The organism is Acinetobacter halobius (genome assembly GCF_044130335.1).
In the GTDB taxonomy this organism is placed as follows: Bacteria; Pseudomonadota; Gammaproteobacteria; order Pseudomonadales; family Moraxellaceae; genus Acinetobacter.
The window spans coordinates 360,299-386,545 of sequence record NZ_JBIQOD010000001.1; the positions used below are offsets into that span (position 1 = coordinate 360,299).

Genomic DNA, 26,247 nt, shown 5'->3' on the forward strand with positions numbered 1-26,247 from the left:
CTCTAAAAAATACAAAAATAATAAATTTAATTTGCGCTAAGATTAGCAAAAAAGCATGTAGAAATAGTATCTCTGCGCGTATTTTCACAAAGTTATAACAAACAGTTGAGCATACGCCTTGTATTACCCAGCTGTATGGCTATTTATGGGTTCATTTGGACTTGTAATGCATGTAAAACGTCATAATTGGTGGCATCCATTTGAATAGGGGTAATACTCACAAAACCATGTGCCACTGCAAAAAAGTCAGACTCTACAGCATCATACCCCTGTTTAGGCTCTACTACCGCTTCACCAGATAATCCAATCCAATAGACTTGGCGCCCACGTGGGTCAACATGGCTGGTAATTGGTTTCGACTGACTACGACGTCCTTGATAGGTGATTTTCGCTCCCTGTAACTCTGCTACATCCGGGATATTAATGTTTAAAATATGTCGTGCTGGTAGCGTAGGCAAACCTTGTTGAACAAAGTCATGTACCCATTGTGCTGCATATTGATAATCTTCTGGGCTGTTGTAAGAACGTACTTCTGGCCCAGCCAATGATACTGCAATCGCCGGTTGCTTCATGAGTCGACCTTCAAAAGCTGCACCCACTGTTCCTGAGTACAGCACATCATCCCCCAAATTTGCCCCACTGTTAATCCCACTTACAACAAGGTCAAATTCAAAATCAAACAAACCATTCATAGACAAATACACACAGTCTGCAGGTGTACCATTGACTGCCCACATGTCAGGTGCAATTTCAATTGGGCGTAACGGGCGATCCAAGGTCAAAGCGCTAGAAAAACCGCTGCGTTCACTTTCTGGGGCTACAATTACAACTCGACCTAAAGGACGTAAAGCACGTGCCAGTGCTTGAATACCAGGGGCAAAAACACCATCGTCATTAGCTATTAAAATATTCACTGAGGTCTTCTTAAATCTGCATGAGTCTATAAAAAATGTATACACCTAAGTTTATCTTAAACTTAGCCATTTTTAGTCAGCAATTAAAATCAGTAGATTTACAGATAATATGAAAACATTAGCTAAAGAATTTAATGCCTTCAACGCCAAAATAAAAACGTATCGCATCTTAGGTGCAGACTGCACTATACATTGAGATAAAGCCATCTGAAAAGCAGGAACAACGAGTCTGAATGAATATTCAGTTATTACTTTACAAAAGGAAGAAAGCAGCAAGATAAAATAAGCTAGCTGCCTCAGGCTTAAGCATAGAAAACAAGCCAAAGAAAAGATAATCTAACCGATAAATTATATTCAGTATTTGTCCATCAAATTATTCATGTTTTTTACTCATTTCAGATAACAAATCCAGTTGTATTTCTTGTATTTGAGCTAATCTATTCCACTGATGCATCAATAGATGATCTAGTTTTTCATTTAAATGTTGAATTTCTAACTCCGCCTTTAAATTTATTTTATAATCGTTTTGCGAACGCAACCTGTCTTTGGCTTCTTGCCTATTTTGGCTCATCATAATAACGGGAGCCTGAACAGCTGCGATACAAGATAAAATTAAATTTAATAAAATAAAGGGATATGGATCCGCAGGATGTGAAACCATCACGACTGTATTGATAATAATCCAGATCGCAAGGAAAAGCGCAAAGCACATGAGAAAAGCCCAACTGCCACCAAAACTAGCAATTCTATCTGCCAATCTTTCCCCTAGACTCCAATTTTGATTGAGCTGATCTTCTACATTTTGAGTGATCACCTCATGGTGTTGCAGGCTTTTAATGACTTCACGCTCAAGATCTGTGACCTCTCCTTTCTCAGATTTTAACAGTGAATGAACATACTGAATTCGATATTTGGCTAAATCTGCTTGGCAAATATAACTTTGCGGTGACCATTCTGGGAAGTCATGTGCAATTTCTTCGATGATGGATTTTCGTATTGTCCCCATAGGAATGATATTTTTAATGAGGAATCTTTCCCCACAGACTAGACACTCACGACTTTCATTTTTTTCACTCATGATCACTCGCTTTAATAATCATTATGGTTTTTGGGGAGTAAGCATAATCGAATAAATTTCAAACCAATGTCAAATTTCACGACTTTTAAAATGAATGACAGCCATTCATATTTCCATACAAAATATCAATATGTCGTCCCACTAAACCTAAACATCGAAGATTTCTTTTCCCACGATATCCCCACACGGATTATAACTCGCAACTATGTTCTAAGGCTTAAAAATACCATAAGATAAAATTATATATATTTGAAATTTATAATATTTTCCAATTTAGCACTCAATAATTTTTTCTTTATTTTCTCACCGCTTAACATTATAGCCATCTGGCTAAATCTCACTAAAATCAAAACAATGTTGTACTCAGATTGCTCATCTGTCGACACATTTTCCAAAATATAAACATTTATCGAATTAAGTAGCTCATCATCAAGCAAGCCTCAATTAAAAATGCCTAATAAATAACCTCAATGAGGTGATACTTATCCACTATCAAAATATTCAAAAAAATTTCTATTAAAATGACTGGTGAGAACTTTTCATTGAATTCTAACTGAAAATATATATATTGGTTGCTCCGTATCCACCATAAATATGTGATTTTAAAAATGATTAAAACCTTAACATTACGTAATTTCTTCGGATTAGGCATGGCTATCATAATCTCTCAATCTGCTTTTGCTGTTGAAGGATTAAGCACAGAAGAAGCCAATACCATTGTGAAAGAAGATATTGCAGCAGCGCAAGTCATGACTGAATTTTGCCCTGCTTTGGTGGGTCAAGCTCCTAAAATTGAAAGTAACATCCAAGCGCTGATTCAAACATATTTGCAAGATTATTCTGACAAGTCGATGACATACGCAAAATTACAGTCAGATAGCGAATACCAATCTATCCTCAAAGCGGCACGTGCAGATGCAAACAGTTCAGACAAAGCAGAACAAAAATCTGTATGTGATGATGTCGTAAACTTTGAAGGTTAATTGAGTAGCCAGCCGTGCAGAATAAAAAAGGTGAATAAATCAAAATATTCACCTTTTTTAACATCAAAAATGTCAACACTGTAAATTTACCTCAACAGCTTCTATACATTTATTCGCTTACATTTACTTAAAATTTGTTTAAGCTCATCATATTATGGCACTAACAAATATGGTCTTAAGGTTTCAAATGAATTTGAATATGATGAAAAAAGTGATTTTAGCGGTGTGCAGTTCTACTTTAATGGTCATCAGTTCCGCGCAAGCAGCCACTAAAGATGAAAATATTGAAGTCACCCCACTACAACAAGTGACTCAACAAGAATTAGCTGCAATTTATGTACTCTCAGAAGTTTGCCCAGATCTAGTTTCTGACCAAAAGCAGTTTGAAAATGGCTATAACTCTTTAGCAAAAGAGTATCTTCCACAACAAGAAAACCCTACTGCATATCTGAAAAAACTCAGTAAAGAAAAAAAATTCAAGCCAATTTTAGCTGAAGCGCAAGCCGATGCAAAAAAAGCAGGCAAAGCAAAGAATCAAGAAATTTGTACAGAATTGAGTACTTACAGCAAATAATACCAATTGGTTACAATATCTTTAAAATAAGCCGATTTCTCCCATAGAAGTCGGCAGAACTTTGTCCTAAAATGCAAGGCTCTCGTGCTTATACTAAAGAAATCGGAACCCCTTAGAATGATTCAAAAAAGCGCCCTTGCTGCGGCATTACTCGTACCAAGCATTTCCTTTGCAGCAACTGTCTTATCCTCACCACCAGAACTAAATAATAAATCATACGTGCTGATGGACTATGAGACTGGGCAAATCCTCGCATCAAAAAATGAAAACGAAAAATTAGCACCTGCCTCAATGACAAAAATGATGACCAGCTTCATTATTGAACAGAAATTGCTGGCAGGTGAACTGACTGAAAATGAAAAAGTTCGCATGAACGAATCTGCATGGTGTCGTGGCAGCAGTTCAGAATCATGTATGTATGTTCCTTTGAACGGTACTGCAACTGCATTAGAGATGCTACGAGGCATTATCATTCAATCGGGAAATGATGCATCTAAAGCGATGGCTGAGCACATTGCTGGTAACGAAGGTACTTTCGTACATATGATGAATTCTGAAGCAAAACGTATCGGTATGAGCAATACTAGCTTTATGAATTCAACTGGTATGCCAGCTGAAGGTCACTACTCAACCGCTAAAGACATGGCAACGCTTGCACAGCACATCATTCATGATAGCTCAAAATACTATCCTATCTATTCTGAAAAAGAGTTTAGCTTTAACGGTATTAAACAAGGTAACCGAAATGCCTTGCTTTATACCGACCCAAGTGTCGATGGTTTGAAAACTGGCCATACTGATGAAGCGGGTTATTGCTTGACCACATCAGCAAAACGCGGGCCTATGCGTTTAATTTCGGTGATTTTTGGTGCGCCAAGCATGCAAGAACGCGCAACACAAACACGTGAAATTTTAGCGTGGGGTTATGCGAACTTTGAAACTAAAAACGTACAAGCAGCGAACCAAGTTTTAGCCAAATCGAAAGTGTGGTTTGGTAAAGACAGTGAAGTCCCTGTGGGCCTAGCTGAAACGTTCAACGTGACCATGCCTAAAGGTCAAGCCAACTCTATTAAAACGCAGATTGTAGTTCAACCGAAACTCACTGCACCGTTGAAAAAGGGTCAAGTGGTTGGTAAATACGTTGCAAGCCTTGATGGTAAAGTGATTGCTGAAAAGCCACTGGTTGCATTAAAAGATGTTGAAGAAGCAGGCTTCTTTGCGCGTATGTTAGATCACATCAAACAATTCTTCTCAAACTTATTCTAAGCCATATTTAGACTTAAGTTAAAGCATCCACACCTCGGTCTGGGTGCTTTTTTATTTTATAATGAGCACCTACATAAAAGCAGAACACCAATATGGCTAAAAATATTCGCCCCTATTTGAACACCACACCGCAACTGGGTAACAATTGCTATATTGATGAAATGTCCGTAGTGATTGGCGATGTCATTTTGGCTGACAATGTTTCAGTCTGGCCTTTTGCTGTGATTCGAGGCGATGTCAATTCGATCCGAATTGGTAAAAACTCAAATGTACAAGACCATGCGATGCTGCATGTCAGTCATAAAAAAGTAGACAAACCTAACGGTTCTCCTTTGATCATTGGTGATGATGTGACTATTGGACATCATGTCACTTTACATGGTTGTACTATTGGCAATCGCGTATTGATTGGCATCAACAGCATTGTTTTGGATGATGTCGTTATTCCTGACGATGTCATGATTGGTGCAGGCACACTAGTGCCTCCTGGAAAAGTGCTGGAAAGTGGCTATTTATATGTCGGAAGCCCAGCTAAAAAGATACGCCCACTTACGGAAAAAGAATTAGCATTTTTACCCTATTCAGCACAAAACTATGTGAAAGTTTCAGGGCATTATTTAGAGTCATAGGCCTATGTGCGAGTTGCATCGCACTTTTCATTTCTTAATATTTTTCAAAAGCTGTCACCAAAAAGTCAATTAAAGCTTTCACTGATGGTAACAAACCACGTCTAGAGGTATAGGCTAAGTGAATCAACTCTGGTTTTGGCTCCCAGTTTGGAATTACTTTGACTAAACGCCCTTCTTTTAAATCCTGATGAATAATTAGTTCAGGCAACTTGGCAATCCCAAGACCTTGTAAAGTCGCTACATGCAATGCGTTGAGATCGGTAGTGGTCAGTCTCGGTTCACACTTCAGCACGTATAGTTCTTCATTTTCATCGAATAACTTCCAATGATATTCAGGTACAAATGACTCCATCATCAACACAGGCCATTGATTTAACTCTTTAGGATGTTGAATGGAAAACTGCTGATAGGCCAATTGTGGACTCGCCACAATAAACTGCCGAGACAAAGACAAGTTACGTACAACGAGTCCACTATCTTCTAGTGGTAAGGGGCGGATACGTATTGCCAGATCGTAACGCTCATTCATCAAATCTACTTTTCGGTTGGTGGCTTCGACATGCAAACGCACTTTGGGATATTTCTTTAAAAAATCATTCAGCATAGTGCTGACATTCAAATGCAATAAATTCACAGGACATGAGATTTTCACTGTGCCTACAGGTTCTAAACTGAGCATTTCAATAGCTGCATCGGCTGCTTCCGCCTCAATAATCATGGCTTGGCAGTGCTGATAATAGACTTTTCCTACTTCTGTGACGGATACACTGCGTGTGGTTCGGTTGAGTAACTTTACCCCTAAACGGTTTTCCAACTCCGCAATACGACGACTCAGCAAGGATTTCGTGATCATCAGTTCATTACTGGCTGCGGAAAAACCGCCGTACTCGATCACTTTGGCAAAATAATACAGGTCATTAAAATCTTTCATCTACAATCCCTGAACATCTAATTGTTCTTTTAATATGACAATGTTTCTCATATTAGGTATTTTTTCATCTTTGTCATGAAATTAACATAGCAATCACCAGTTAATTCATACAAAAGGTAATAAAAATGTCTACTCCAGCAAACTTCAACGGTCAACGTCCTGTGATTGATCCAACAGATTCAGCGATGCTTTTAATTGACCATCAAAGTGGTTTATTTCAAACTGTAGGTGATATGCCGATGCCTGAATTGCGTCAACGCGCGGCGGCTTTGGCAAAAATTGCATCACTCGCCAATATTCCAGTCATTACAACAGCTTCTGTTCCTCAAGGTCCAAATGGTCCCCTAATTCCAGAAATACACCAAAATGCCCCACATGCACAATATGTAGCACGTAAAGGTGAAATTAATGCATGGGATAACCCAGACTTTGTCGATGCAGTCAAAGCGACAGGGAAAAAGACGTTAATTATTGCAGGAACCATTACTAGTGTATGTATGGCTTTCCCTGCGATTAGTGCAGTTGCTGAAGGTTATAAAGTTTTCGCAGTGATTGATGCTTCAGGGACATACACCAAAATGGCAGAGGAAATTACTCTTGCACGTGTGGTTCAAGCAGGTGTTGTACCGATGGATACTGCGGCAGTTGCTTCTGAAATCCAAAAAACATGGAATCGTGAAGATGCTCAGGAATGGGCTCAAGTCTACACTCAGATCTTTCCTGCTTATGCACTGTTGATGGAAAGCTATGTGAAAGCGCAAGAAGTCGTTCAGAATAACGAAGTTCTAGATTCCAATCGCTAATCTAAAATAATCAAGGCTGAACCGCCATTAACCGTTTAAAGCTAAATTGAAAATAAATAGGCATCTCATTATAGGTGCCTATTTTGCTGAACTGAAGTTTAAATCAGTCCAAGTCACTCATTTTTATAATAAATGATATATTTATCAAAATCTTAAAATAAAAAATCGCATTAAAAATGAGTACCGTTTAGATATAAAAAAAACGTATAATTAAAATTAAAGAATACAATTAGTATTATATAAAAGAGCAGTAGATCATTTGAATCCTAGAAAACAACAGGATTTAACATGCTTAACGCAATCCACTGGCCTGAAAATTACCTCCCTGGACATACCGATAACTTTGTTTCGAATGAAGTGATTGTTTCAAACTTATCCGTTCAAGATATTTGGCCTTTTTTAGTCAATGCGCATCTATGGCCTTCATATTATGGAAACGCCTCAGATATTGATTTGAATGGTGCAAAATGCTTAGAACTCAACTTAGTCTTTTTCTTTAAAACTTTTGGCTTTCCAGTCAATGCTCAGGTCGTTGAGTATGCCCCGCCTAAAGATCATCAACCCGCTAGAATCGCATGGCATGGCTGGGCAGGTGAACCAGATTGTAGTGATCGCTTGGATGTCCACCATGCTTGGCTAATTGAAGACCTTCCTCATGACCGCGTCCGTATTTTGACTCAAGAAACCCAAATAGGTCGACCAGCTCAAGAATTAGCACACACTAAACCGAACCCGATGTTAAATGGACACCAAGACTGGTTAGACGGTCTAGTTAAAATAGCAAAATCTAAAATTTAGAGAGCTCTCAGCACAGACTTCCCTTCGCTGTCTGAATTAATAAGAGCCGTAACCACTGCTGGGCAGCATCACGGTGGTTACGTTCATGCCAGACCAGTGTTTTAGTAAAATGAGGGATATCTAAAGGAGGTTCAAAAACTTTAAAACCTTGCAGATTCTGAGTTAAACGTGACGGCACAACAGCGATTAAGTCTGTCGTACTCAAAATCTCAGGCAAGATCAAAAAACTATTCACCGACAACATTACCTGTCGTCTTTTTTTTAGTCCTTTAAGCTGCAAGTCAGTCACCCCAACAAATTGTCCACCATCATGAGAAATCAAAGCATGGTCTGTAGAACAGAGATCATCAATACTCAATTGTTTATTTTGTGCCATTTGATGTTGAGCACTCATGAGACAAACATAGTGTTCTTCAAATAAATCGTAAGTATGCAAATCTAAATGTGCATGTTCTGGTGTAATTAATGCAAAATCAATAACACCACGTTCTAATTGAGTAAATATCTCATCATTGTGCACAGAAACCACTGCAATTTGAACTTTAGGTGCAGAACGTCTCAGCGCAGCAATATAAGGTACCAAGATTGTCTTTAATGCATAATCTGTAGCTGCAATACGTAGCGTAAGCTCAGCCTCTTTGGGCTCAAAAATACTGGGTTTAAGTAAAGTATGGATATCACTTAAAATATTTTTAACGACTGGCGCAAGTTCTAATGCCCTTAAAGTTGGGTTTATTCCCCGTTGAGAACGCGTAAATAATGGGTCTTCAAAATAGTCACGCAATCGCTGTAACATTCCACTCACAGCAGGCTGAGTGAGGTACAACTTTTTGGCCGCACCCGTTACACTACGCTCATCAAAAAGTGCATCAAAGGTCTTCAGTAAGTTGAGATCCAAATTTTTGATATCATGCTTCATGATATGAGAGCCTTAAATTTATTATTTTCATTATAAGCTAGAAAGTCTTATTCGATACATAGAGTAAAAGTGTTTAAAAATTAGCTAATCATCATATTGAGCATATTCATCTTTCAAGAAAAAAACATTCAACATAGCCACCACGGTCTAAATTTTGTAGAATACCCTTTTCTCCCCATGGTGCTTTTACATGACCGCTTGGACAGCTCACGTGACCGTCGCAACCGTTGTTGAAAAAGACGGAAAATTTCTGTTTGTTGAAGAACACAGCGCTGGTGTGACACATACAGTATTTAACCAACCCGCAGGTCATGTTGAATCAGGTGAAACCCTCATCGAAGCTGCCATTCGTGAAACAATGGAAGAAACTGGACATGAGGTGTCTATAGATGCGTTATTGGGCATTTATACCTATACACCGCCCATGTTTCCAGATCGTACCTATTACCGTTTCTGCTTTTTAGCGCAGTCACTTCATCACCATCCAACAGCCGAACTCGATACAGGTATCGTCGGTGCAGTATGGATGACTTTGGATGAACTACTCGAAACGGCTCGTGCGCGTAGTCCATTGGTGATTAAAGCAGTTCAAGACGCACTCGCGGGTCAAAAATATCCTTTATCGCTCGTTTATGAGCACCAAAATTCTCCTCTTATTTCAAGTTTGGATGCCTAGTCCTATGCAACAACGTGTCATCGTCGGTATGTCGGGTGGTGTAGATTCATCTGTTTCTGCTGCTCTTCTTCTTCAACAAGGTTATCAAGTTGAGGGTCTTTTCATGAAGAACTGGGAAGAAGACGACGGCACAGAATACTGCACAGCGATGGAAGACTTAGCCGATGCTCAAGCAGTCTGTGACAAACTAGGGATTAAGTTACACACCGCCAATTTTGCTATGGAATATTGGGATCGTGTATTTGAGCATTTCTTAGCGGAATATGCTGCGGGCCGTACCCCAAACCCAGATATTTTATGTAATAAAGAAATCAAATTCCGTGCGTTCTTAGATCATGCCATGCAACTAGGCGCGGACTTTATTGCAACTGGTCACTATGCACGTCGCGGCGAAACTATGACCAACTCTAAAGGTGAGGAATATGCACCTTTACTACGTGGTTTAGATAAAAATAAAGACCAAACCTATTTCTTACATGCTGTGCATGGTCGTGAAATTAATAAGACCTTGTTCCCAGTGGGTGAAATTGAAAAGCCAGAAGTACGTAAAATTGCGGAACAATATGACTTAGTCACGGCGAAGAAAAAAGACTCAACGGGCATCTGTTTTATTGGTGAACGTCGTTTTAATGACTTCTTAAAACAATACCTACCTGCACAAGCTGGAAAAATCGTCTTAGATGATGGCAAAGAGGTTGGTGAACATCACGGCTTAATGTACTATACGCTCGGTCAACGCGGTGGTATTGGTATTGGTGGTTTGAAAGGTGTCGCTGAAGGTGCATGGTTCGTTCTACATAAAGATATTGAAAACAACCGTTTGGTGATTGGTCAAGGTCATGAACATCCACTCATGCAAAGTACTACACTTTGGAGTGAAGCGATTGACTGGGTCGCAGGTGAAATGCAGATTCCTGAGACAGGTTTCCGTTGTACCTCTCGGACGCGCTATCGCCAAGATGACCAAGATTGTGTGATCTTTAATGATCCGACTACCCCAGGTGGCGTACGCGTTGAGTTCGATGAACCGCAACGTGCCGTGACTCCGGGTCAGAGTGTCGTATTCTACTCAGGTGAAGTTTGTTTAGGCGGTGGCGTGATTCATCATACCAATGCTCCTAAACCTGATTTTATTTAAAGGATTTTAAGACATGGCTGAGTTACCGTTTCAACAGCCTCAAACTTTGAACGAACGTCAAAACCGAGCGTTGGCGTTGGCGGCTGTTTTTCAGTCTGCGCAACTGACACATATGACCGCCTTGAGCGGTCAGCAAAGTATTGGGGAAAGCGGTAACTTCTATTTAGAGCAGTTGATTAAAGCCAGTTTAAATATCCGACCAAAGGGCAACCAAAGCGGACAAACCTTAGACTTCTTTCATCAGCTGGCGGACATCTCCTTAGGACTGAAAACCTTAGAAAGTAGCATTACCCAACCCTTTAATACCTCACCCAAAACTCGAATTCCTAAATTATCCACTGCTAAACTTCCCATGACCTATGCCATGGCACTCTTACAATTAGAAAAGAAAGTGTATAGCAACCCCAAATTCGTTGAAATTATTGAACAGTCCCAACAAAAAATTTTAAGACAGCTTTCTTTTTTCGATAATAACTATTTGCACCCAAGCATCATTGCCAACCTCGCACAAACCTACGTAGACACAGCAGGACAAATTAACCCACGCATTATGGTGCGAGGCAATGCAGAAGCATTTAAAGATTCATCACATACCAACCGCATTCGTGCTTCCCTCTTTACAGGCTTACAATTGGCACATTTATGGCGTCAGCTCGGTGGAAGTTCATGGGGCATGGTGTTTAGCAAACGCAAATTGCTTAAAGATATTCAAGATCTCGCTCGTTTACAGTATCAGGTGATTTAACACATGATCGACGGGCTTTTTAGTTTTACGTTTAATTCCAAAGTTTAAGGAATCGCTATGAACGCTTTAACCGCACTTTCTCCATTAGATGGACGCTACGCTAACAAATGTGATGCGCTTCGTCCTTTCCTCTCTGAGTTTGGTTTAATCCATGCTCGTGTGACTGTTGAAGTGCGTTGGTTACAAGCGCTTGCAAACCGTCCAGAAATCACTGAAGTCCCTGCATTTAGCGCTGCGACCAATACTGCACTTGATGCAATTGTTGCTGATTTTTCTGAAAGCGATGCAAATCGTATCAAAGAAATCGAACGCACTACAAATCACGATGTAAAAGCGGTTGAATACTTCCTGAAAGAAAAAATTGAAGGTATTGAAGAACTTAAAAATGCAGGTGAATTCATTCACTTTGCATGTACATCTGAAGACATCAACAACTTGTCTCATGCACTAATGCTGAAAAGTGGTCGTGATGTATTGGTTGCCTCTATGCAGCAAATCATTGACTCAATCGTGGCATTGTCTGAAAAACATGCTGACCAACCAATGTTGTCTCGTACACATGGTCAGACTGCAAGTCCAACCACTTTGGGTAAAGAAATGGCGAACGTAGCATATCGTCTTGCACGCCAAATCAAACAATTCAAACAAGTTGAACTTTTAGGCAAAATTAACGGTGCGGTAGGTAACTATAACGCTCACCTTTCTGCTTACCCAGACATTAACTGGCCTGCACACTCACAAGCATTCGTTGAGTCTTTAGGTCTAAGCTTTAACCCATACACTACTCAAATCGAACCACATGACTACATGGCGGAACTGTTTGATGCTTTACGTCGTTTCAATACAATTTTGATCGACTTTAACCGTGACGTTTGGGGCTACATCTCTTTAGGTTTCTTCAAGCAAAAACTGAAAGACGGTGAAGTGGGTTCTTCAACAATGCCACACAAAGTGAACCCAATTGACTTTGAAAACTCAGAAGGTAACTTAGGCTTAGCCAATGCAGTATTGGCTCACTTGGGTGAAAAACTGCCTATTTCTCGCTGGCAGCGTGACCTAACGGACTCAACTGTACTGCGTAACATGGGTGTTGGTTTTGCACAAAGCTTGATTGCTTTTGAAGCATGTTCAAAAGGCATTGGTAAACTTGAACTGAATGCTGCACGTATTGACGAAGACTTGAACAATGCGCAAGAAGTTCTAGCTGAACCAATTCAAACCGTTATGCGTCGTTACAACGTTGAAAAGCCATACGAAAAATTAAAAGCATTAACACGTGGTCAAGCGATGACGCGTGACATGATGGTTGACTTCGTTAATGGTAATGAACTTGAAGCTGTTCCTGCTGCTGACCGTGCACGTTTAGCGGAAATGACGCCTGCAACCTATACAGGTAATGCAGCTGAACAAGCAAAACAAGTTGCGGACTTAATTTCTAAAATCTAACTTTTAGAAATTAAAAAAAGCGAAGCTTAGGCTTCGCTTTTTTATTTATAATACAAACAAGCATATTGCACACATCTCATTGAAAAAATAAAAAGATGACAACCATACTGAAAACATCAACCACAGAAAATCCCATCAACAATCAACTGGAAAGGCCACATTGGATCTGTCTCATCCTGCTTTGTTTAGCAGTGGCTTTGGCTTCAATCCACCCGCTTGAACTCAGCTCTTATATCTTGCATCAGGTCGGAACTGTGTTCATGCTAATTACGCTGATCATTTGTTTGTATAAACTCGGACTCAGCTTGATGAGTTTTGTGCTGTATATTGTTTTTTTGCTGATTCATATACTTGGCGCACATTATCTGTATTCTTATGTACCCTATAATGAATGGTCGATCCAATACTTAAACCTTGACCTCAATCAGAGTTTAGGTTGGACACGTAATATGTATGATCGCTTTGTACATTTAGCATACGGTCTACTGCTCTACCCATTTTTCTATCGTGTATTTCAAGTCTGGTTACCGCAACTTTCAAAACTGACACTATTCCTTTTGGTAATTCAATTTGTGATGGCAAGCAGTCTGATTTATGAATGGATTGAATGGCTGATTGCGATGGGCTTATCACCTGAAGAGGCTGAAAATTATAATGGCCAGCAAGGTGACATGTGGGATGCTCACAAAGATATGCTATTAGCAACCGTTGGCTCAATCATCACAGGCATCATTTACTTATTTAAAAGCTAATCAGCAGTTAGTCGAATAGAGGCAACTGACGACTGTACAAAATTGATTGCACGTATTGTAATTGATGCACGAAACTTTAAGCAGACCATAAAAAAACACCACATTGGTGGTGTTTTATAAACATCAATCTTTTGCAGACTCATCTGCTGGCACTTCTGTGATACGACCACCACGTGCGAGAAAAGCAGCCACTTCATCTTCTAGCGCTTGGCGCTGTTTCAATTTCGCAGTCACAGTGAGTGTCTCAGCTTCGGCAACATCACCATCACTTGCTGCATTTTCAGAAGAATCTGATGCGCCCTTTTCAGCGGCTTGAGCTTCGTCCTCATCAACCGCTGAGTCTTCTACATCATCATAATCATTTGAATCAGTCATCTTAATCTCCCCACAAATGACCTTTAAGGTTCCAATGTATTACTGGTTTTCAATTATGTTGAAATTTAACAAGCTCTCAGCCTTTCGCATAGTCTTATTCAACAGAAAATCGTATCTTTTTTAATCAAAATCGTAATCTTATTTTACGACTGGCTAAAAAATAACACTTCCCGTCTTAGACAGCATAACGCGTCTCTTTGAGCAACCCTAAACCATTGGCCTGTGTCATAAAAGCATCTTTTAATACAGGCAATTTTTCAACCTGTTTCAAACCAAAGTTTCGTGCCCACACTACGGGAAAGAGTTGTGTAGTTTCCATCCAACCAATCGCAGACATGCTATGCATCATGGCATCATTTTGTCCTTTACGGCGGTGTTCATAACGCTTCAATGTTTGCTCATTTGCCCATACGCCACGTGCTAGATCATGTAGTAATGCATCACATAGTACAGCTGCATCAAGACAACCGATATTCACCCCCTGTCCCGCCAACGGATGAATCACATGAGCCGCATCACCAATTAAAGCCAAACCCGCTTTAACATATTGTTGTGCAGCACGTGCTTTGAGTGGGAAAGTAGCACGCGGTGTCGCTTCCAACACTTCGCCTAACATGTGGTGACTTTCTCGCGTTAACAGCTCGGTAAATTCAGCATCTGAAAGGGCTGCATATACTTCTGCATAGTCATCAGGTAAAGTCCATACGATCGACTGCCAATGTCCTGCTTGTTCCGCTTTTAAACTCGCCATCGGTAAAAATGCCAAAGGGCCAGTTTCTAAGAAAATCTGACGTGCAACATATTGATGTGGCTGTGCCGTCCGAATGGCGCAACTCAAGCCTGCTTGTTTGTAGTCGAGTACATCAATATCAATAAATGCTTGCTCTCGTACAAAAGAGTTTGCACCATCTGCGCCAATCACCAGTTTGGTTTTTAGCACCGTGCCATCAGCTAAATGGATATACCATAACCCAACACCTTCTTCGACACGGGCAACTTTAACTTGGGTGCGGTAATCATTGAGTACATTAAGCATCTGCTGTTGAATCGCTAAATTGAGCAAACTTGGCTCAACCATAGAACCGAGAGCTTGTTCGCCTTGTGGTTCCTGCTGGGACGCATGACCAAAGTTAATTTCACCATAGCCATTTTTATTCCACACCTGCATGCCGCTATAGGGCATCTGGCGGGCAATTTTATCCCAAACATCAATGGTTTTAAGCAAATGTATCGTTGCTTGACTGAGTGCCAAAACACGTGGGTTGGCAATGCTTAGCGTTTTTTGTTCATCTAAAATAGGCGCAGCATCCAGTACTGTCGCTTGCACACCACCCTGTGCTAAAAGTAAGGCTGTCAGTCCGCCAACTAAACCACCACCGATGATCACCACATCTAAAATATCAGCTTGAACTTGGCTCATGCTTTTAGCCCCATGGCATAGTTAGCTACTAGCGGTTTAATGCCTGGAATTGTATCAAATGCGACCAGCCCCGTGTTTCGAATAAATTTTAAGATCGGGTTGCTGTTGCTAAAACCACGCACTACAGAGTCGCAGAACTTAATTACACGCTGTTGGTCAGTCAAACGTGAAGCTTCATAGGATTGCAACATCGTTGCATCACCCAAGTCTGCATCTTGCGCACTTTGTTCCGTTAAATAACGGACCAAAACGTGCGCATCACGCATACATAGGTTAAAACCTTGCCCTGCAACGGGGTGAATGGTATGCGCGGCATTGCCCATTAACACCACCCGTCCTGCGGCCTGCTTTTCTGCTAGTACTTGTGATAATGGAAAACTAAAACGCTTACCTGTTTTTTGGAATTTACCTGCACGATCGCCATAGGTTTCTTGTAAGGCATTTAAAAAGTGTTGGTCATTTTCATCGCCCAACCATTCCCCTTCAGTACCCTTTTGCACAGGCCACACCACAGAACGACGGTATTCACCCGGAAGCGGTAACAATGCCAATGGCCCTAAACTACTAAAGCGCTCGAAACCCACATGGTTGTGCGGTTTTGAGGTTTGTACGGTAGTCACAATAGCGACTTGGTCATAGTCATGTTCTGAAGCGCCTATTCCTAAAGCTTTACGGCAGAATGAATCACGCCCATCTGCAGCAATAATGAGTTTTGCTTGCATTGAAAGTTCATCTTCTCCACGGTTTGCTTCAATGTACGCCAAATCAGCATCTTGCGTTAGTTGAGTGACTTGTACACCATCAATCAACTCAATAAGTGGCTGTTTTTGAACTTCTGTCAGTAGCACACGACCGAGCCATGCGTTTTCGATGACTTGCCCGAAGCTTTCGACTTTTTCTTGTTCAGCTTTAAGACGCGCCTTACCAAAGCTACCTTGTTCGGTGATATTTACTTCTAAAATAGGCGTTGCATGTTCTTGTAACGCACTCCATAAGCCCAGTTCTTGGTAAATTTGGACTGTACGACGTGAAAGTGCGCTGTTTCTTGCATCAAAGCTAGAATGGTATGGCACAAGGTTTACATCATCATAATTTGGGTATTTGATCGCTTCTAAAAGCTTCACCGCAATGTTTTGTTTGGCTAACATCAACGCCAGACTGAGTCCGACCATACCACCACCAACTATGATGACTTCTTGTTGCATGCTTCTATCCTTTTTATGGTGTACCTAAAGTCAAAAACTTCAAATACCTATAAGTTTTAATGGATTTATATTACATCAAAGATTTTCTTTTTTATAATGAAATGGATGTTTTTGCGTACTTTCACTGTAAAGCTCTTATGCAAAAGTTATGCAGATGACAATTTATTAAACTGTTATTCCATCTTCGGTCAAACCTTTGTTAGAGCTAATTTATAAAAATTATGGAACATAGTTTAGAAAAATTTAATAAACTGATTTAAATATAATTTTTCATTAGTTCAAACATGAACTATTCAAACTCACAGCCATCATTTCTGATGAATATTATGAGCAATAATGCCCAGCCCTCACGACCAAGCATCATTAAACCTATATTATAATAATTTTTAAATTACCACTTATGACTATATGCGACCTTTAATGTGATTCCCGAAGCCAATAAATGACTCATATTGTTATTGCTACGAAGTAGTTGACTGTATAAAGGATAATATTTTCGGTTGAAAATATTTTCTAATCCAATACTGACATTATTCTTTGCATTAACATCAAAGCTACTCATCAAATCAACGGTTGTATATGTCTTTGCATCATATCGACCAAAGCTCTCTTTACCATCTAAGCGATAATCCTGAGAACCCCAATAGGTGGCTTGTAAACGATTTGTCCATGTATCTGATGGATTATAAGCAATATAAGAAGTCAGTTTTAATGGCGGAATACGATATCCTGTCATTTTTTGATCTTCACTTCGCCCTTGCGGTGTTTCGCGGCCCTTCATCCATGTAGCACTACCACCAAATCCCCAAATTTCATCTTGGGTTAGATAGTCAATAGTCCCTTCAACTCCTGTGACTTCTTCCTTTGTTCGTGCAAGACTCAAACCATTATTAAATGACTGTACTGCACCTAAATCTGAAGCCGAGTAGAACACAGCTAAACTTGATGAAATACGATCAAAATTACCATTCCAACCCAATTCATAGTTATCAACCTTGACAGGTTCTAAAAATGAAGAGCCTAAATCAAATCCAGTATTTGCATTACGAATAACTAAACCAACATCTGGAAGCTGAAAGCCCTGACTAAAAGAGGCATAAATCGAATGTTCTTCTACTGGACTAAAGGTGACGCTCGCATTGTATAACCATGCATCTGCTTTAACTTTTCCACCCTTCACTGTATAAGGATTGGGTTTATTGGCTTGGGTGAGTGGAATGAAATCATCGACCTCTGCAAAGCTGTCTTCATAACGAGCACCCACTTCAGCGGACCATTGATCATTGAAACGATGTTTTAATTGTGCAAACACACCCACACTTTGTGTTGTAAGCTCTGGTAGGTAGATAAGATTTCCATTTTTAACAAACTCAAGTCCACCAGACTGATCATAAATTACAGGATCAAAGGTATCCAAAGGCATTTCACTTTGTTCACGAATAAAGTCACCACCCCACACCAATGAGCTATCGCCTAAAAAGTGCAGTGGTGTATTGAACGTAAAACGACTTCCGAATACCTCATTTTCTTGATACCCCTGATTAATGGTATTCGCACGGTTCGCTTGATTCCTGCCATCCGTTGGATTAAAGCGTGTATAGAAGTCACGATAATAGATCTGAGAGTCGAAGTTACTCCCTAGAAGATCTTTATTTTTATACGTTAAATTATAGACCTGACTTTCATTTTGGTTCTGATCAGCCAACTTTAAACCTTTGATGGCTTTAGCAGGCACACTGCCAGCGGGTAGTTTCGCCACACTTGGATCTGAAGCGTATTCCGAATCTTGGTCCGCGGTATAGTAATTTGCTGATATCTGAATATATTGATTATCATCAATATGATAGCCCAACTTACCGCCAACACTATAAGCATCAGAGTCAAATAGATCACCTTGGCTCGGCTCTGGTGCGATACGATCCCCGCTCGCATCGTAAGAACTGCCTGTACGCTTATATCCAAAATCTAGGGCATAGTCCCAATCATTTAAACGACCTGAAAAATACTGATGGATATCTGCACTTAAAGCATCACGGCTAAAGTTAGTTAATGGGGTTTGAAAACCGACAACGGTTTTTGCTGTTGGTTCACCACCTGCACTTTTGGTAGTGATTGAAATGATACCACCTGTTGCACCACCACCATAAATAGCGTTACTTCCTCGAATAACTTCAATATTCTGAATACTTTCTGGATCAATACCTGATAACCCCCTAGAGGTTTCTCGACTTAAATTAAGAGGAATACCATCAACCAAAATCAGCGCATTTCGCCCACGTAAGGTTTGTCCAAAATCGGTAATTGTACGACTTGAATCTGCAAGGCCAGGCACAGTTTTAGCTAACACCGTCCCAATATTACCTGCTGAACCTTGCTTTAAAAGCTCCAACTGTTTTTCATCTATTTTGCTCGTTTGTTTGGATTTTTCTTGTAGACCATCAGCACGTGAAGCTGTAAATGTCATCGTTTCTAACTGTTGTACAGATGTATTTTCTTTTGAATCATCTGCATGTGCAGTTTGAGTTAATAAAAAGCTTACACAAGATACAAATGGGATCAGGTGATGCATGTGTTTTGTATTCATAATATTTACGTTCCTTTTTTAATTTTATGCAAATAATAATCATTAATATTTGCAATGCAATAAATTTCTAATATTTTTAGGGAGTAGTTCTTTTTTCTATTTAAAATAGACATCTCATGAAAAATAAAAGCCGATCTCATGATCGGCTTTTATACAGTAAATGATATTTATCGTGCCATTAACGCTTCTATCTCTTCTACCGACTTCACCACTTTCACAGTCAAATTCAGTGGGCCGTTTTGGGTTGCGACGATGTCATCTTCAATACGAATACCAATGCCACGCCATTTCGCATCGACAGTCTCATCATCAGGTGCAATGTACAAGCCCGGTTCAACCGTCACTACCATGCCTTCTTCATAGGCACGCCACACACCTTCTTGTTTATATGAACCCACATCGTGAACGTCCATACCCAACCAGTGTCCTGTGCCATGCATATAAAACTGACGGAAACTTTCCTTTTGGATAATCTCTTCAATATCACCTTGCATAATGCCCAAATCAAGCAAACCTTGAACTAAGATACGCACAGCAACATTATGTGGTTCTTTATACGAGTTTCCTATACGCACTGCGTCAATTGCAGCAAGTTGTGCATCGAGGACTACATTATAAAGTGCTTTTTGCTCAGGGCTGAACTTTCCGTTGACGGGAAAAGTACGGGTAATGTCTGAAGCATAGTATTCATATTCACATGCTGCGTCGATTAAGACCAAATCACCATCTTTTAGCTCTTTATTGTTCTCTACATAGTGCAGAATGCAAGCATTTTCACCACCACCAACAATGCTGTTATACGACGGCACGCAGCCATTTTGACCAAATACATAATTCAGTTCAGCTTCTAGAGCATATTCCATCATGCCTGGCTTAACGGTTTGCATGGCACGAGTATGAGCTTGTGCAGAAATATCAGAAGCTGTTTGCATCAATGCAATTTCTTGTTCTGATTTAAACAAACGCATTTCATCTAAAATGCGGTCTAGCTGAATGACTTGCGCAGGTGCAGCAGTCCCACGACGTGACTCACCGTTAGCAGTCGTGATCCATTTTGCTACACGCGCATCAAATTCAGGTTGTTGCCCAATGCGATAGAATAATTTTTCTTTGCTTAAAAGTTTTTCAATGATTTCTTCATCTAACAAATCTATCGCATAGGCTTCATCAGCTTCATAGTCTTCTACCGCACCATCTACACCTGCACGATAACCATTCCAGATTTCCATCTCACGGTCACGTTCACGGCAGAACAAACTGTAGCTATAACCATCTTCATCGTCTTCGGCAAAGGTTTCGATGACCGCCACGGCTTCGGGCTCAGCAAAACCGGTCAGATAAAAAAAGCTGCTATCGGTACGGTATTTATAGTCTGCATCACGATTACGCATCGCCACCGGGCTAGTTGCGATAATGGCAATACTATTCGGACCCATTTGTTCAGCCAAACGGTCACGGCGTTCCTGAAAATCCACTTGCGTTAGTTTCATGTTTGATCTGTCTTTTTTATACCAAAGAATAAAAGTGCCACGCGCACCTTATCTTGTACGCGCAGCAAGTCTTATGCCAATTAGCTTGGGCGATGCGGTGTAAACATTTCTACAACATTGTTCGCTTCTGTTACAGAACGATCCGCTTGTTGCTTGTTATGAAAGTGTTTAAGTAAAGAACTTTCCTCAACTGCAATCTTTTTGCGACCGACAGATAAGCTCACAGGAATTAAACGAACAAACTCATATAACTCTTGATAGCTCTCCTCACCCTCTTCATCATCATCAGTTTCTTCAAACTCAACTGCTGCCACATCTTGTAAATGTTCAATCAGCTCCATTTCATCTGGACGAATATGACCTGACGCCAAACCGAAGCCCAGCACTACGCCTGCGCACCAATCCGCCAAAGCTTGTACACGGTCTGCGAGCGTATGCGTGTCATCGGGAAGTAATGGTAAATAGTCCAATTCGTCTTCAGAAAGTGCATGTGAGACATCTTCAGCTTCATCTGCTAATAAAGCCAAAGCTTCTTCGCTTAACTCTGGAATTTCTAAAGTCGCTAAGATATGTTGCCATTCCTCACGACTTGGTGCCTGAGTTACACAAATGATACCTGTAAGCAAACCATGTAACTCACTTGGGCTAGAAATCTCTTCAATTTTAGAAAAATTTGGCTGCCATTCTGACCAACCTGAAATATCGTCTTGCATTCGTTTATCCAATCTCTATACTTCTTATATATTACCTTTGTTTGCAACACTGTGCGACCACGATATGTTAGAAGAATTACAGCGTCTACAGGCGCATATTGGCGTTTTAAAAACGCGACTTGCTCATTTTGAAAGTGAAAATAGCACTTTAAATGCAGCCAAACTGGATGCTGAAGAACAGCACCGTTCTCAAGTTGTGCAAAAAAATAGCTTAATTACCCAGAAACAAGAACAAATTGATGATTTAACTGAGCAATTAAGTAGCGCTCAGACCCAATATCAACACTTGAATACTGATGCGACTGCTTTGGCCGATCGTTATAGCCGTTTGGAAAAAAGTTGTACGGATTTAAAAAATCGCTTTCAGGAAATCTTGGCTGAACGTAATGAATTACGTGCAATTAAAGAAAAAATGAACAATGATCAGCGTCAAGCGCAGCAAGAAATCCAAGCACTTCAGCAAGAACGTGAAAGATTGTTACAAAAAAATGAACATGCCAAAGCTAAAGTCGAAGCCATCATCCAACGTTTAGCTATTTTAGGTACGGAGCAAGACCATCACGCGCAAGAAATTCAGCAACTTGCCCATCCAACAGAAGCTGGTGAGGAAGTTTAATCATGAGTGAACAAATTACTGTTGAATTACGTGTCTTAGGTCATAGTTTTCGTTTAGTCACAACAGAAAAAGAGAAAGCTGACCTTGAACGTGCAGCGCTACTTTTGAATGATAAATATGATGAATTTCGTCGTAAAGCACCACGTGTAGAACCTAGTAAAATCATCATTATGGTGGCGCTTGAGTTAATGCAAGAAGTTCTGTCTATGAATAAAACGCTACAAGAATATGCACATGCAGAACGTTTGTTAGCGAGCATTATTGAAGACGTTAAAGAATTTACCTAAAGTGCTTTCATTTTTGCATAAACTATCAACACTTGTGCACGAGTTTACAGTTCGTAGCGGTCTATGAGTTGCCATCAACGTGAGATGCGTTATACTTAATGCAACTCTGAGGTGTTCGCCAGCGGGTCTATTCCCCTGCCGATACTTAAACTTATGGATTGTGTTCTGTATATTTAGAGTGTATGCCCGTCTTCGAGCGGGAAACCCAGCAAGTATACGTCGCGTCCACCTTGAACTCATCGGGTTCAGGGTAACGACACATGCAGCGGCATCTTCGGAGTACTTTATTTAGTTAAAAATAATAATTAGATACATTGCTAATACTCTTTAATTTTTATTTTTCAGGTTTAGCATTTTTATCTTGTCTTCTTGCTACTGAACAAAATGATTATTGAATATCCCTAACTCTTAAAATAACACTTTCATTGGGCTATTGAATCTTTATCAAGTCATTTTACTATTTCATTTGTCTATAAAGCACAGCTAACTAGCCCCCAATTTTTAAGAATTTCCAAATGAAAACCTGACTTAGCTGCATGCTGCATCAGGTTCATTCAGATGATTAAATTTTTAGCAAATCGATCCAATAATATGTTCTGCGTGACAAGTCGCTCCTTGCAGAACCGTCAATTGAATCACTCCGCTTTGATGTGCCAGTACAGGGACTTCCATTTTCATGGCTTCCATAATTGCCACCACTTGCCCCTCTGCGACCTGCTCCCCGTTTTCTACTTTCCAAGCGCTAATCACGCCATTGATCGGTGCAAGTAAATGTTCAGCACGCATGGCTGTTTCTGTAGCTGGTTGGTCTTGAGCAGTGATGGTAGAGTTTTGTGCAAACATGCCCGCTGGTAAGCCTAAACGATGTAATTTTCCATCAATTTCAATATAGCTGAGTAACATCGGTTGTTGATGATTCGGAATACTGCGTTTCGTTGGCTTTAAGTCGTATTTAAAATCATTTTCAATCCAACGAGTATGGACATTAAATGTGTCGGCAAAATCAGCTTCACTTAATACAGCACGGTGAAAGTCTAAAACCGAAGCAACCCCTTCAATTTTAAATTGCTTCAGCGCACGTTTTGCACGAGCAATCACAACCTCACGTGTTGGACCTGTGATAATCAGTTTTGCCATGAGCGAATCAAAATGACTCGATACCAAAGAGCCTGTACGAACACCTGTGTCTACGCGTACGCCCTGACCAAACGGTGCTTCAAATAAACTCAATACACCAAATGCAGGGATGAAGCCACGAGCAGGGTCTTCAGCATTGATACGAAACTCAATGGCATGCCCTTGTACTTTCGGGGTTTCTTTGATTGAAAGTTTATGCCCCTGAGCTACGCGAATTTGCTCAACCACCAAATCGACTTTGGCTGTTTCTTCCGTGACAGGGTGCTCCACCTGCAAACGGGTATTCACCTCTAAAAATGAAAGCTTTCCATCACGGCTCAGCAAATATTCAACTGTACCCGCACCGACATAGTTGGCTGCCTGACAGATATTTTTAGCCGAAGTTAAAATTTGTTGATATATCTCATCGCTGATAAAAGGCGCTGGCGCTTCTTCAACCAACTTCTGATTACGACGCTGTAGCGAACAATCACGTGTACCTAAAACCACTACATTGCCATGTTGATCCGCAATCACTTGCGCTTCGACATGGCGTGGTTGATCTAGGTATTGTTCAACAAAACACTCACCACGACCAAAGGCAGCTTGCGCTTCACGTACAGCCGAATCATACAGCTCTTTTACATCTTCCAGTTTCCAAACGACTTTTAAACCTCGACCACCACCGCCAAATGCGGCTTTAATCGCAATAGGTAAACCAAACCGCTTTGCAAAATCGAGGGCTTCATCAGCATTATTTAAGGGGTCTTGTGTGCCTTGAACTAAAGGTGCGCCCACTGAAGCGGCGATTTTACGTGCTTCAATTTTATCACCCAATTTTTCAATGGCACTTGGCGATGGTCCGACCCACTTTAAGCCCGCATCAATCACTGCCTGTGCAAATTCAGCACGTTCAGATAAAAAACCATAACCCGGATGAACCATGGTTGCTTTGGATTTTTTAGCAACATCAAGAATGGCTGGAATATTCAAATAGGTTTCACGTGCAGTTGCACCCGCCAACCCCCATGCTTCATCCGCCAGCTCGACATGCATACTGTCCATATCGTCATCGGCATATAACGCAACTGAGCTAATACCCATATCACGGCAAGCATGAATAATACGAACAGCAATTTCACCGCGGTTTGCAATTAATAATTTTTCAGTCGTCATCATTCATTCTCAAAATCTGTAAATTCGGTCATTTTTTTAAATTTGATTTGGCACCCTGCTGGAATCTGCGCCACTAGGTCCCAATGGTGCTTCGCCACAGAAGCAATGACGGGGTAGCCGCCAGTTAAAGGATGGTCGTTCATAAACAGTACAGGTTGACCACTGGGTGGAATCTGTAAGGCACCAATACAAGTTCCCTCACTTTCCAACTCATGGGGAATTTTGCGCTGCAAAGGCTGCTCACCTGAGAGTCTCAGTCCAACCCTATTACTCTCATTGGTCACCAACCAAGCTTGCTGACATAAACGCTCAATGCTCTCTGCTTCGAACCAATCCGTTCGCGGTCCCATCACAATGTCGAGCTCAACCAGATCGCCGACTTTGGGCAAGTTCAACTTTGCAACTTCGGTGACACTAATATTTGAAACTTCAACCTGTCCTTGATAAACCGTATCCCCCGTTTTTAGAGGTTCTGGCCCCAATAGGGCCAAACTATCAAATGATGCACTCTTCAGCACAGGTTGCACGTCGATACCGCCACGAATTGCCAGATAATTTCTCAGCCCTGCCGTCGGTGCTTGAATCTGAAATTCATCACCATCATCAAGGGCAATCGCTTGATAGCTCTCAAAGTCAGCCTTTTGGCCATCACTAAATTTCACATGGATGTTTGAAATTGCTCCCGTAACCGCAATGACTGCGGACTGATGCATTTTGGCTTTCAAACCACCATTTAAAACTTCAATCACAGGCGTCGCAGTTGGGTTACCGACAATTCGATTGGCACTGTGCATCGCCGATACATCCATCGCCCCTGCAACACCCACACCAATATTGGTCTGGTTAAAACGCCCTTCATCTTGAATCAACATCTGTAGGCTCGGTGCAGTTACCGTAAACAAAGGCATGGATTGTTTCGGCTCAACTTTACGAGTGACTTGCTGTGCTATGCTAACCGTGGTCGGTTGATGCGTGACATCTTCAAAATGTACAGTCATTCCCGGTAACAGTAGCGCTGGATTTTTACGCTCCAAATCCCACATTTTTTCAGCAGTCGTACCGATCAGCTGCCAACCTCCTGGACTGTCTTTCGGGTAAATCCCTGAATATTGTCCTGCCAGTCCCAAAGAACCCGACGGTATTTTTTTACGTGGTACGACTAAACGAGGAATATCTGTAAAAGGTCGATCGGGACTGCTCATATAAGCAAAGCCCGGCGCAAAGCCAATAAAAGCTACATTCCAAACACTTTGACGATGCTTCAAGATAACATCGGCAATTGAAAGCCCTTGTAACTCTGCAACCTGAGCAAGGTCTTCACCCGTATAGCAGATAGGAATAATCAGCTCTTCGACATTACGCTCAACGCCTGAACCAATTTTTACAGTCTGAATCGAAGCAACCAGTGTTTTAAAAGTGGTCTCGATTTCATTAAAAAAAACTAAAATCGTTTTTGCAGCAGGGACTAAGTCTTTAATTCCATTCAATTGCATCGTGTGCAATTTATTGTACAACGCCAATGTTTCCTCTAGGCTGGCAAGCTCTATGAGAAAACAATCCGCGTTTACCGATAAAAAACGCATGTGCTTATCCTTTTAATTGTTCTTTAGTGC

At 40.7% G+C, this 26,247-nt stretch carries 25 protein-coding genes and 1 other RNA gene; 14 read left to right on the plus strand and 12 right to left on the minus strand.

Annotated features, from left to right (window positions below):
* Positions 1–143 precede the first annotated feature (143 nt).
* Both surE and ACE01U_RS01685 read right to left on the minus strand, forming a co-directional pair.
* A complete protein-coding gene (gene surE, locus ACE01U_RS01680; protein WP_151706341.1) occupies positions 144–914 on the minus strand; it encodes a 5'/3'-nucleotidase SurE in 771 nt (256 codons plus the stop codon).
* Positions 915–1,287: 373 nt separating this feature from the next.
* The gene (locus tag ACE01U_RS01685) at positions 1,288–1,992 is read right to left on the minus strand and encodes a DUF1003 domain-containing protein (RefSeq protein WP_395553118.1); all 705 of its coding nucleotides are present in this window, start codon (positions 1,990–1,992) and stop codon (positions 1,288–1,290) included.
* Positions 1,993–2,600: 608 nt separating this feature from the next.
* Between ACE01U_RS01685 and ACE01U_RS01690 the strand changes: the two genes are divergently transcribed.
* From ACE01U_RS01690 to ACE01U_RS01705, 4 genes are all read left to right on the plus strand, one after another.
* Positions 2,601–2,975 carry an MCR_0457 family protein gene (locus ACE01U_RS01690; RefSeq protein ID WP_119063004.1) on the plus strand — a complete coding sequence of 125 codons (375 nt, stop codon included), beginning with the start codon at positions 2,601–2,603 and terminating at the stop codon, positions 2,973–2,975.
* Positions 2,976–3,162: 187 nt separating this feature from the next.
* Positions 3,163–3,549 carry an MCR_0457 family protein gene (locus ACE01U_RS01695; RefSeq protein ID WP_086207806.1) on the plus strand — a complete coding sequence of 129 codons (387 nt, stop codon included), beginning with the start codon at positions 3,163–3,165 and terminating at the stop codon, positions 3,547–3,549.
* A 117-nt stretch (positions 3,550–3,666) separates the two neighbouring features.
* The gene (gene dacC, locus ACE01U_RS01700; protein WP_086207807.1) at positions 3,667–4,815 is read left to right on the plus strand and encodes a D-alanyl-D-alanine carboxypeptidase PBP5/6; all 1,149 of its coding nucleotides are present in this window, start codon (positions 3,667–3,669) and stop codon (positions 4,813–4,815) included.
* 92 nt (positions 4,816–4,907) lie between these two features.
* Positions 4,908–5,444, plus strand: coding sequence for a gamma carbonic anhydrase family protein (locus ACE01U_RS01705; protein ID WP_395553119.1), 537 nt, complete (start codon positions 4,908–4,910; stop codon positions 5,442–5,444).
* 34 nt (positions 5,445–5,478) lie between these two features.
* Here ACE01U_RS01705 and ACE01U_RS01710 read toward each other — a convergent pair whose 3' ends face one another.
* Complete coding sequence (locus tag ACE01U_RS01710) at positions 5,479–6,375, minus strand: LysR substrate-binding domain-containing protein (protein ID WP_086207809.1); 897 nt, start codon at positions 6,373–6,375, stop codon at positions 5,479–5,481.
* Positions 6,376–6,500: 125 nt separating this feature from the next.
* On the opposite strand from ACE01U_RS01710, the gene ACE01U_RS01715 reads away from it, so the two are divergent.
* Complete coding sequence (locus tag ACE01U_RS01715; RefSeq protein WP_395553120.1) at positions 6,501–7,178, plus strand: hydrolase; 678 nt, start codon at positions 6,501–6,503, stop codon at positions 7,176–7,178.
* A gap of 288 nt (positions 7,179–7,466) precedes the next feature.
* Positions 7,467–7,976 carry an SRPBCC family protein gene (locus ACE01U_RS01720; protein ID WP_151706346.1) on the plus strand — a complete coding sequence of 170 codons (510 nt, stop codon included), beginning with the start codon at positions 7,467–7,469 and terminating at the stop codon, positions 7,974–7,976.
* 7 nt (positions 7,977–7,983) lie between these two features.
* Here ACE01U_RS01720 and ACE01U_RS01725 read toward each other — a convergent pair whose 3' ends face one another.
* A complete protein-coding gene (locus ACE01U_RS01725; RefSeq protein WP_151706347.1) occupies positions 7,984–8,895 on the minus strand; it encodes a LysR family transcriptional regulator in 912 nt (303 codons plus the stop codon).
* Between the two features lie 190 nt (positions 8,896–9,085).
* Here ACE01U_RS01725 and ACE01U_RS01730 point away from each other — a divergent pair, with 190 nt between their 5' ends.
* The 5 genes from ACE01U_RS01730 to ACE01U_RS01750 all read left to right on the plus strand — a co-directional run bounded on the left by ACE01U_RS01730 (position 9,086) and on the right by ACE01U_RS01750 (position 13,652).
* Positions 9,086–9,571 (plus strand): NUDIX hydrolase, encoded by a 486-nt coding sequence (locus ACE01U_RS01730; protein ID WP_110975727.1) that lies wholly within the window; start codon positions 9,086–9,088, stop codon positions 9,569–9,571.
* A gap of 4 nt (positions 9,572–9,575) precedes the next feature.
* Positions 9,576–10,709 (plus strand): tRNA 2-thiouridine(34) synthase MnmA, encoded by a 1,134-nt coding sequence (mnmA, locus tag ACE01U_RS01735; RefSeq protein ID WP_086207814.1) that lies wholly within the window; start codon positions 9,576–9,578, stop codon positions 10,707–10,709.
* Positions 10,710–10,722: 13 nt separating this feature from the next.
* Complete coding sequence (hflD, locus tag ACE01U_RS01740) at positions 10,723–11,454, plus strand: high frequency lysogenization protein HflD (protein WP_086207815.1); 732 nt, start codon at positions 10,723–10,725, stop codon at positions 11,452–11,454.
* Positions 11,455–11,511: 57 nt separating this feature from the next.
* Positions 11,512–12,900, plus strand: coding sequence for an adenylosuccinate lyase (gene purB / locus ACE01U_RS01745; protein ID WP_395553121.1), 1,389 nt, complete (start codon positions 11,512–11,514; stop codon positions 12,898–12,900).
* 95 nt (positions 12,901–12,995) lie between these two features.
* Positions 12,996–13,652 (plus strand): DUF2238 domain-containing protein, encoded by a 657-nt coding sequence (locus ACE01U_RS01750; protein ID WP_395553122.1) that lies wholly within the window; start codon positions 12,996–12,998, stop codon positions 13,650–13,652.
* A gap of 123 nt (positions 13,653–13,775) precedes the next feature.
* On the opposite strand, the gene ACE01U_RS01755 is transcribed toward ACE01U_RS01750, so the two are convergent.
* From ACE01U_RS01755 to ACE01U_RS01780, 6 genes are all read right to left on the minus strand, one after another.
* Entirely contained in the window at positions 13,776–14,027 is a 252-nt protein-coding gene (locus tag ACE01U_RS01755) for a hypothetical protein (RefSeq protein WP_086207818.1), read from the minus strand.
* Positions 14,028–14,202: 175 nt separating this feature from the next.
* Positions 14,203–15,447 (minus strand): FAD-dependent monooxygenase, encoded by a 1,245-nt coding sequence (locus ACE01U_RS01760; protein WP_395553123.1) that lies wholly within the window; start codon positions 15,445–15,447, stop codon positions 14,203–14,205.
* Positions 15,444–16,652 (minus strand): 2-octaprenyl-6-methoxyphenyl hydroxylase, encoded by a 1,209-nt coding sequence (gene ubiH / locus ACE01U_RS01765; protein WP_086207820.1) that lies wholly within the window; start codon positions 16,650–16,652, stop codon positions 15,444–15,446. The genes ACE01U_RS01760 and ubiH overlap by 4 nt, the downstream gene beginning before the upstream one ends.
* Before the next feature lie 391 nt (positions 16,653–17,043).
* Positions 17,044–19,221, minus strand: coding sequence for a TonB-dependent receptor (locus ACE01U_RS01770; protein ID WP_395553180.1), 2,178 nt, complete (start codon positions 19,219–19,221; stop codon positions 17,044–17,046).
* 182 nt (positions 19,222–19,403) lie between these two features.
* Entirely contained in the window at positions 19,404–20,726 is a 1,323-nt protein-coding gene (pepP, locus tag ACE01U_RS01775; protein WP_119063014.1) for a Xaa-Pro aminopeptidase, read from the minus strand.
* Between the two features lie 80 nt (positions 20,727–20,806).
* Positions 20,807–21,439, minus strand: coding sequence for a UPF0149 family protein (locus ACE01U_RS01780; RefSeq protein WP_086207824.1), 633 nt, complete (start codon positions 21,437–21,439; stop codon positions 20,807–20,809).
* 64 nt (positions 21,440–21,503) lie between these two features.
* Between ACE01U_RS01780 and ACE01U_RS01785 the strand changes: the two genes are divergently transcribed.
* The 3 genes from ACE01U_RS01785 to ssrS all read left to right on the plus strand — a co-directional run bounded on the left by ACE01U_RS01785 (position 21,504) and on the right by ssrS (position 22,627).
* A complete protein-coding gene (locus ACE01U_RS01785) occupies positions 21,504–22,055 on the plus strand; it encodes a hypothetical protein (RefSeq protein WP_234951478.1) in 552 nt (183 codons plus the stop codon).
* A 2-nt stretch (positions 22,056–22,057) separates the two neighbouring features.
* Positions 22,058–22,342: a cell division protein ZapA gene (locus tag ACE01U_RS01790; protein ID WP_395553124.1), complete on the plus strand. Its 285-nt coding sequence runs from the start codon at positions 22,058–22,060 to the stop codon at positions 22,340–22,342.
* A 100-nt stretch (positions 22,343–22,442) separates the two neighbouring features.
* Positions 22,443–22,627: non-coding RNA, 6S RNA (ssrS, locus tag ACE01U_RS01795), on the plus strand.
* A 285-nt stretch (positions 22,628–22,912) separates the two neighbouring features.
* Here the strand turns inward: ssrS and ACE01U_RS01800 are convergent.
* Together ACE01U_RS01800 and ACE01U_RS01805 are read right to left on the minus strand one after the other, a co-directional pair.
* Entirely contained in the window at positions 22,913–24,634 is a 1,722-nt protein-coding gene (locus tag ACE01U_RS01800) for an acetyl/propionyl/methylcrotonyl-CoA carboxylase subunit alpha (protein ID WP_395553181.1), read from the minus strand.
* On the minus strand, positions 24,634–26,217 hold the full coding sequence (locus ACE01U_RS01805; protein ID WP_395553125.1) for a 5-oxoprolinase subunit B/C family protein: 1,584 nt from the start codon (positions 26,215–26,217) through the stop codon (positions 24,634–24,636). The genes ACE01U_RS01800 and ACE01U_RS01805 overlap by 1 nt, the downstream gene beginning before the upstream one ends.
* Between the last annotated feature and the right edge of the window lie 30 nt (positions 26,218–26,247).

Coding starts and splice junctions, on each gene's coding strand:
- ACE01U_RS01805 (WP_395553125.1), bottom strand. CDS start 26,217: ATGCGTTTTTTATCGGTAAACGCGGATTGTTTTCTCATAGAGCTTGCC.
- ACE01U_RS01780 (WP_086207824.1), bottom strand. CDS start 21,439: ATGCAAGACGATATTTCAGGTTGGTCAGAATGGCAGCCAAATTTTTCT.
- purB (WP_395553121.1), top strand. CDS start 11,512: ATGAACGCTTTAACCGCACTTTCTCCATTAGATGGACGCTACGCTAAC.
- ACE01U_RS01710 (WP_086207809.1), bottom strand. CDS start 6,375: ATGAAAGATTTTAATGACCTGTATTATTTTGCCAAAGTGATCGAGTAC.
- ACE01U_RS01720 (WP_151706346.1), top strand. CDS start 7,467: ATGCTTAACGCAATCCACTGGCCTGAAAATTACCTCCCTGGACATACC.
- ACE01U_RS01760 (WP_395553123.1), bottom strand. CDS start 15,447: ATGAGCCAAGTTCAAGCTGATATTTTAGATGTGGTGATCATCGGTGGT.
- ACE01U_RS01755 (WP_086207818.1), bottom strand. CDS start 14,027: ATGACTGATTCAAATGATTATGATGATGTAGAAGACTCAGCGGTTGAT.
- ACE01U_RS01695 (WP_086207806.1), top strand. CDS start 3,163: ATGAATTTGAATATGATGAAAAAAGTGATTTTAGCGGTGTGCAGTTCT.
- pepP (WP_119063014.1), bottom strand. CDS start 20,726: ATGAAACTAACGCAAGTGGATTTTCAGGAACGCCGTGACCGTTTGGCT.
- ACE01U_RS01800 (WP_395553181.1), bottom strand. CDS start 24,634: ATGACGACTGAAAAATTATTAATTGCAAACCGCGGTGAAATTGCTGTT.
- ACE01U_RS01690 (WP_119063004.1), top strand. CDS start 2,601: ATGATTAAAACCTTAACATTACGTAATTTCTTCGGATTAGGCATGGCT.
- ACE01U_RS01730 (WP_110975727.1), top strand. CDS start 9,086: ATGACCGCTTGGACAGCTCACGTGACCGTCGCAACCGTTGTTGAAAAA.
- mnmA (WP_086207814.1), top strand. CDS start 9,576: ATGCAACAACGTGTCATCGTCGGTATGTCGGGTGGTGTAGATTCATCT.
- ACE01U_RS01685 (WP_395553118.1), bottom strand. CDS start 1,992: ATGAGTGAAAAAAATGAAAGTCGTGAGTGTCTAGTCTGTGGGGAAAGA.
- ACE01U_RS01715 (WP_395553120.1), top strand. CDS start 6,501: ATGTCTACTCCAGCAAACTTCAACGGTCAACGTCCTGTGATTGATCCA.
- dacC (WP_086207807.1), top strand. CDS start 3,667: ATGATTCAAAAAAGCGCCCTTGCTGCGGCATTACTCGTACCAAGCATT.
- ACE01U_RS01770 (WP_395553180.1), bottom strand. CDS start 19,221: ATGCATCACCTGATCCCATTTGTATCTTGTGTAAGCTTTTTATTAACT.
- ACE01U_RS01785 (WP_234951478.1), top strand. CDS start 21,504: ATGTTAGAAGAATTACAGCGTCTACAGGCGCATATTGGCGTTTTAAAA.
- ACE01U_RS01790 (WP_395553124.1), top strand. CDS start 22,058: ATGAGTGAACAAATTACTGTTGAATTACGTGTCTTAGGTCATAGTTTT.
- ACE01U_RS01705 (WP_395553119.1), top strand. CDS start 4,908: ATGGCTAAAAATATTCGCCCCTATTTGAACACCACACCGCAACTGGGT.
- ACE01U_RS01750 (WP_395553122.1), top strand. CDS start 12,996: ATGACAACCATACTGAAAACATCAACCACAGAAAATCCCATCAACAAT.
- hflD (WP_086207815.1), top strand. CDS start 10,723: ATGGCTGAGTTACCGTTTCAACAGCCTCAAACTTTGAACGAACGTCAA.
- ubiH (WP_086207820.1), bottom strand. CDS start 16,652: ATGCAACAAGAAGTCATCATAGTTGGTGGTGGTATGGTCGGACTCAGT.
- ACE01U_RS01725 (WP_151706347.1), bottom strand. CDS start 8,895: ATGAAGCATGATATCAAAAATTTGGATCTCAACTTACTGAAGACCTTT.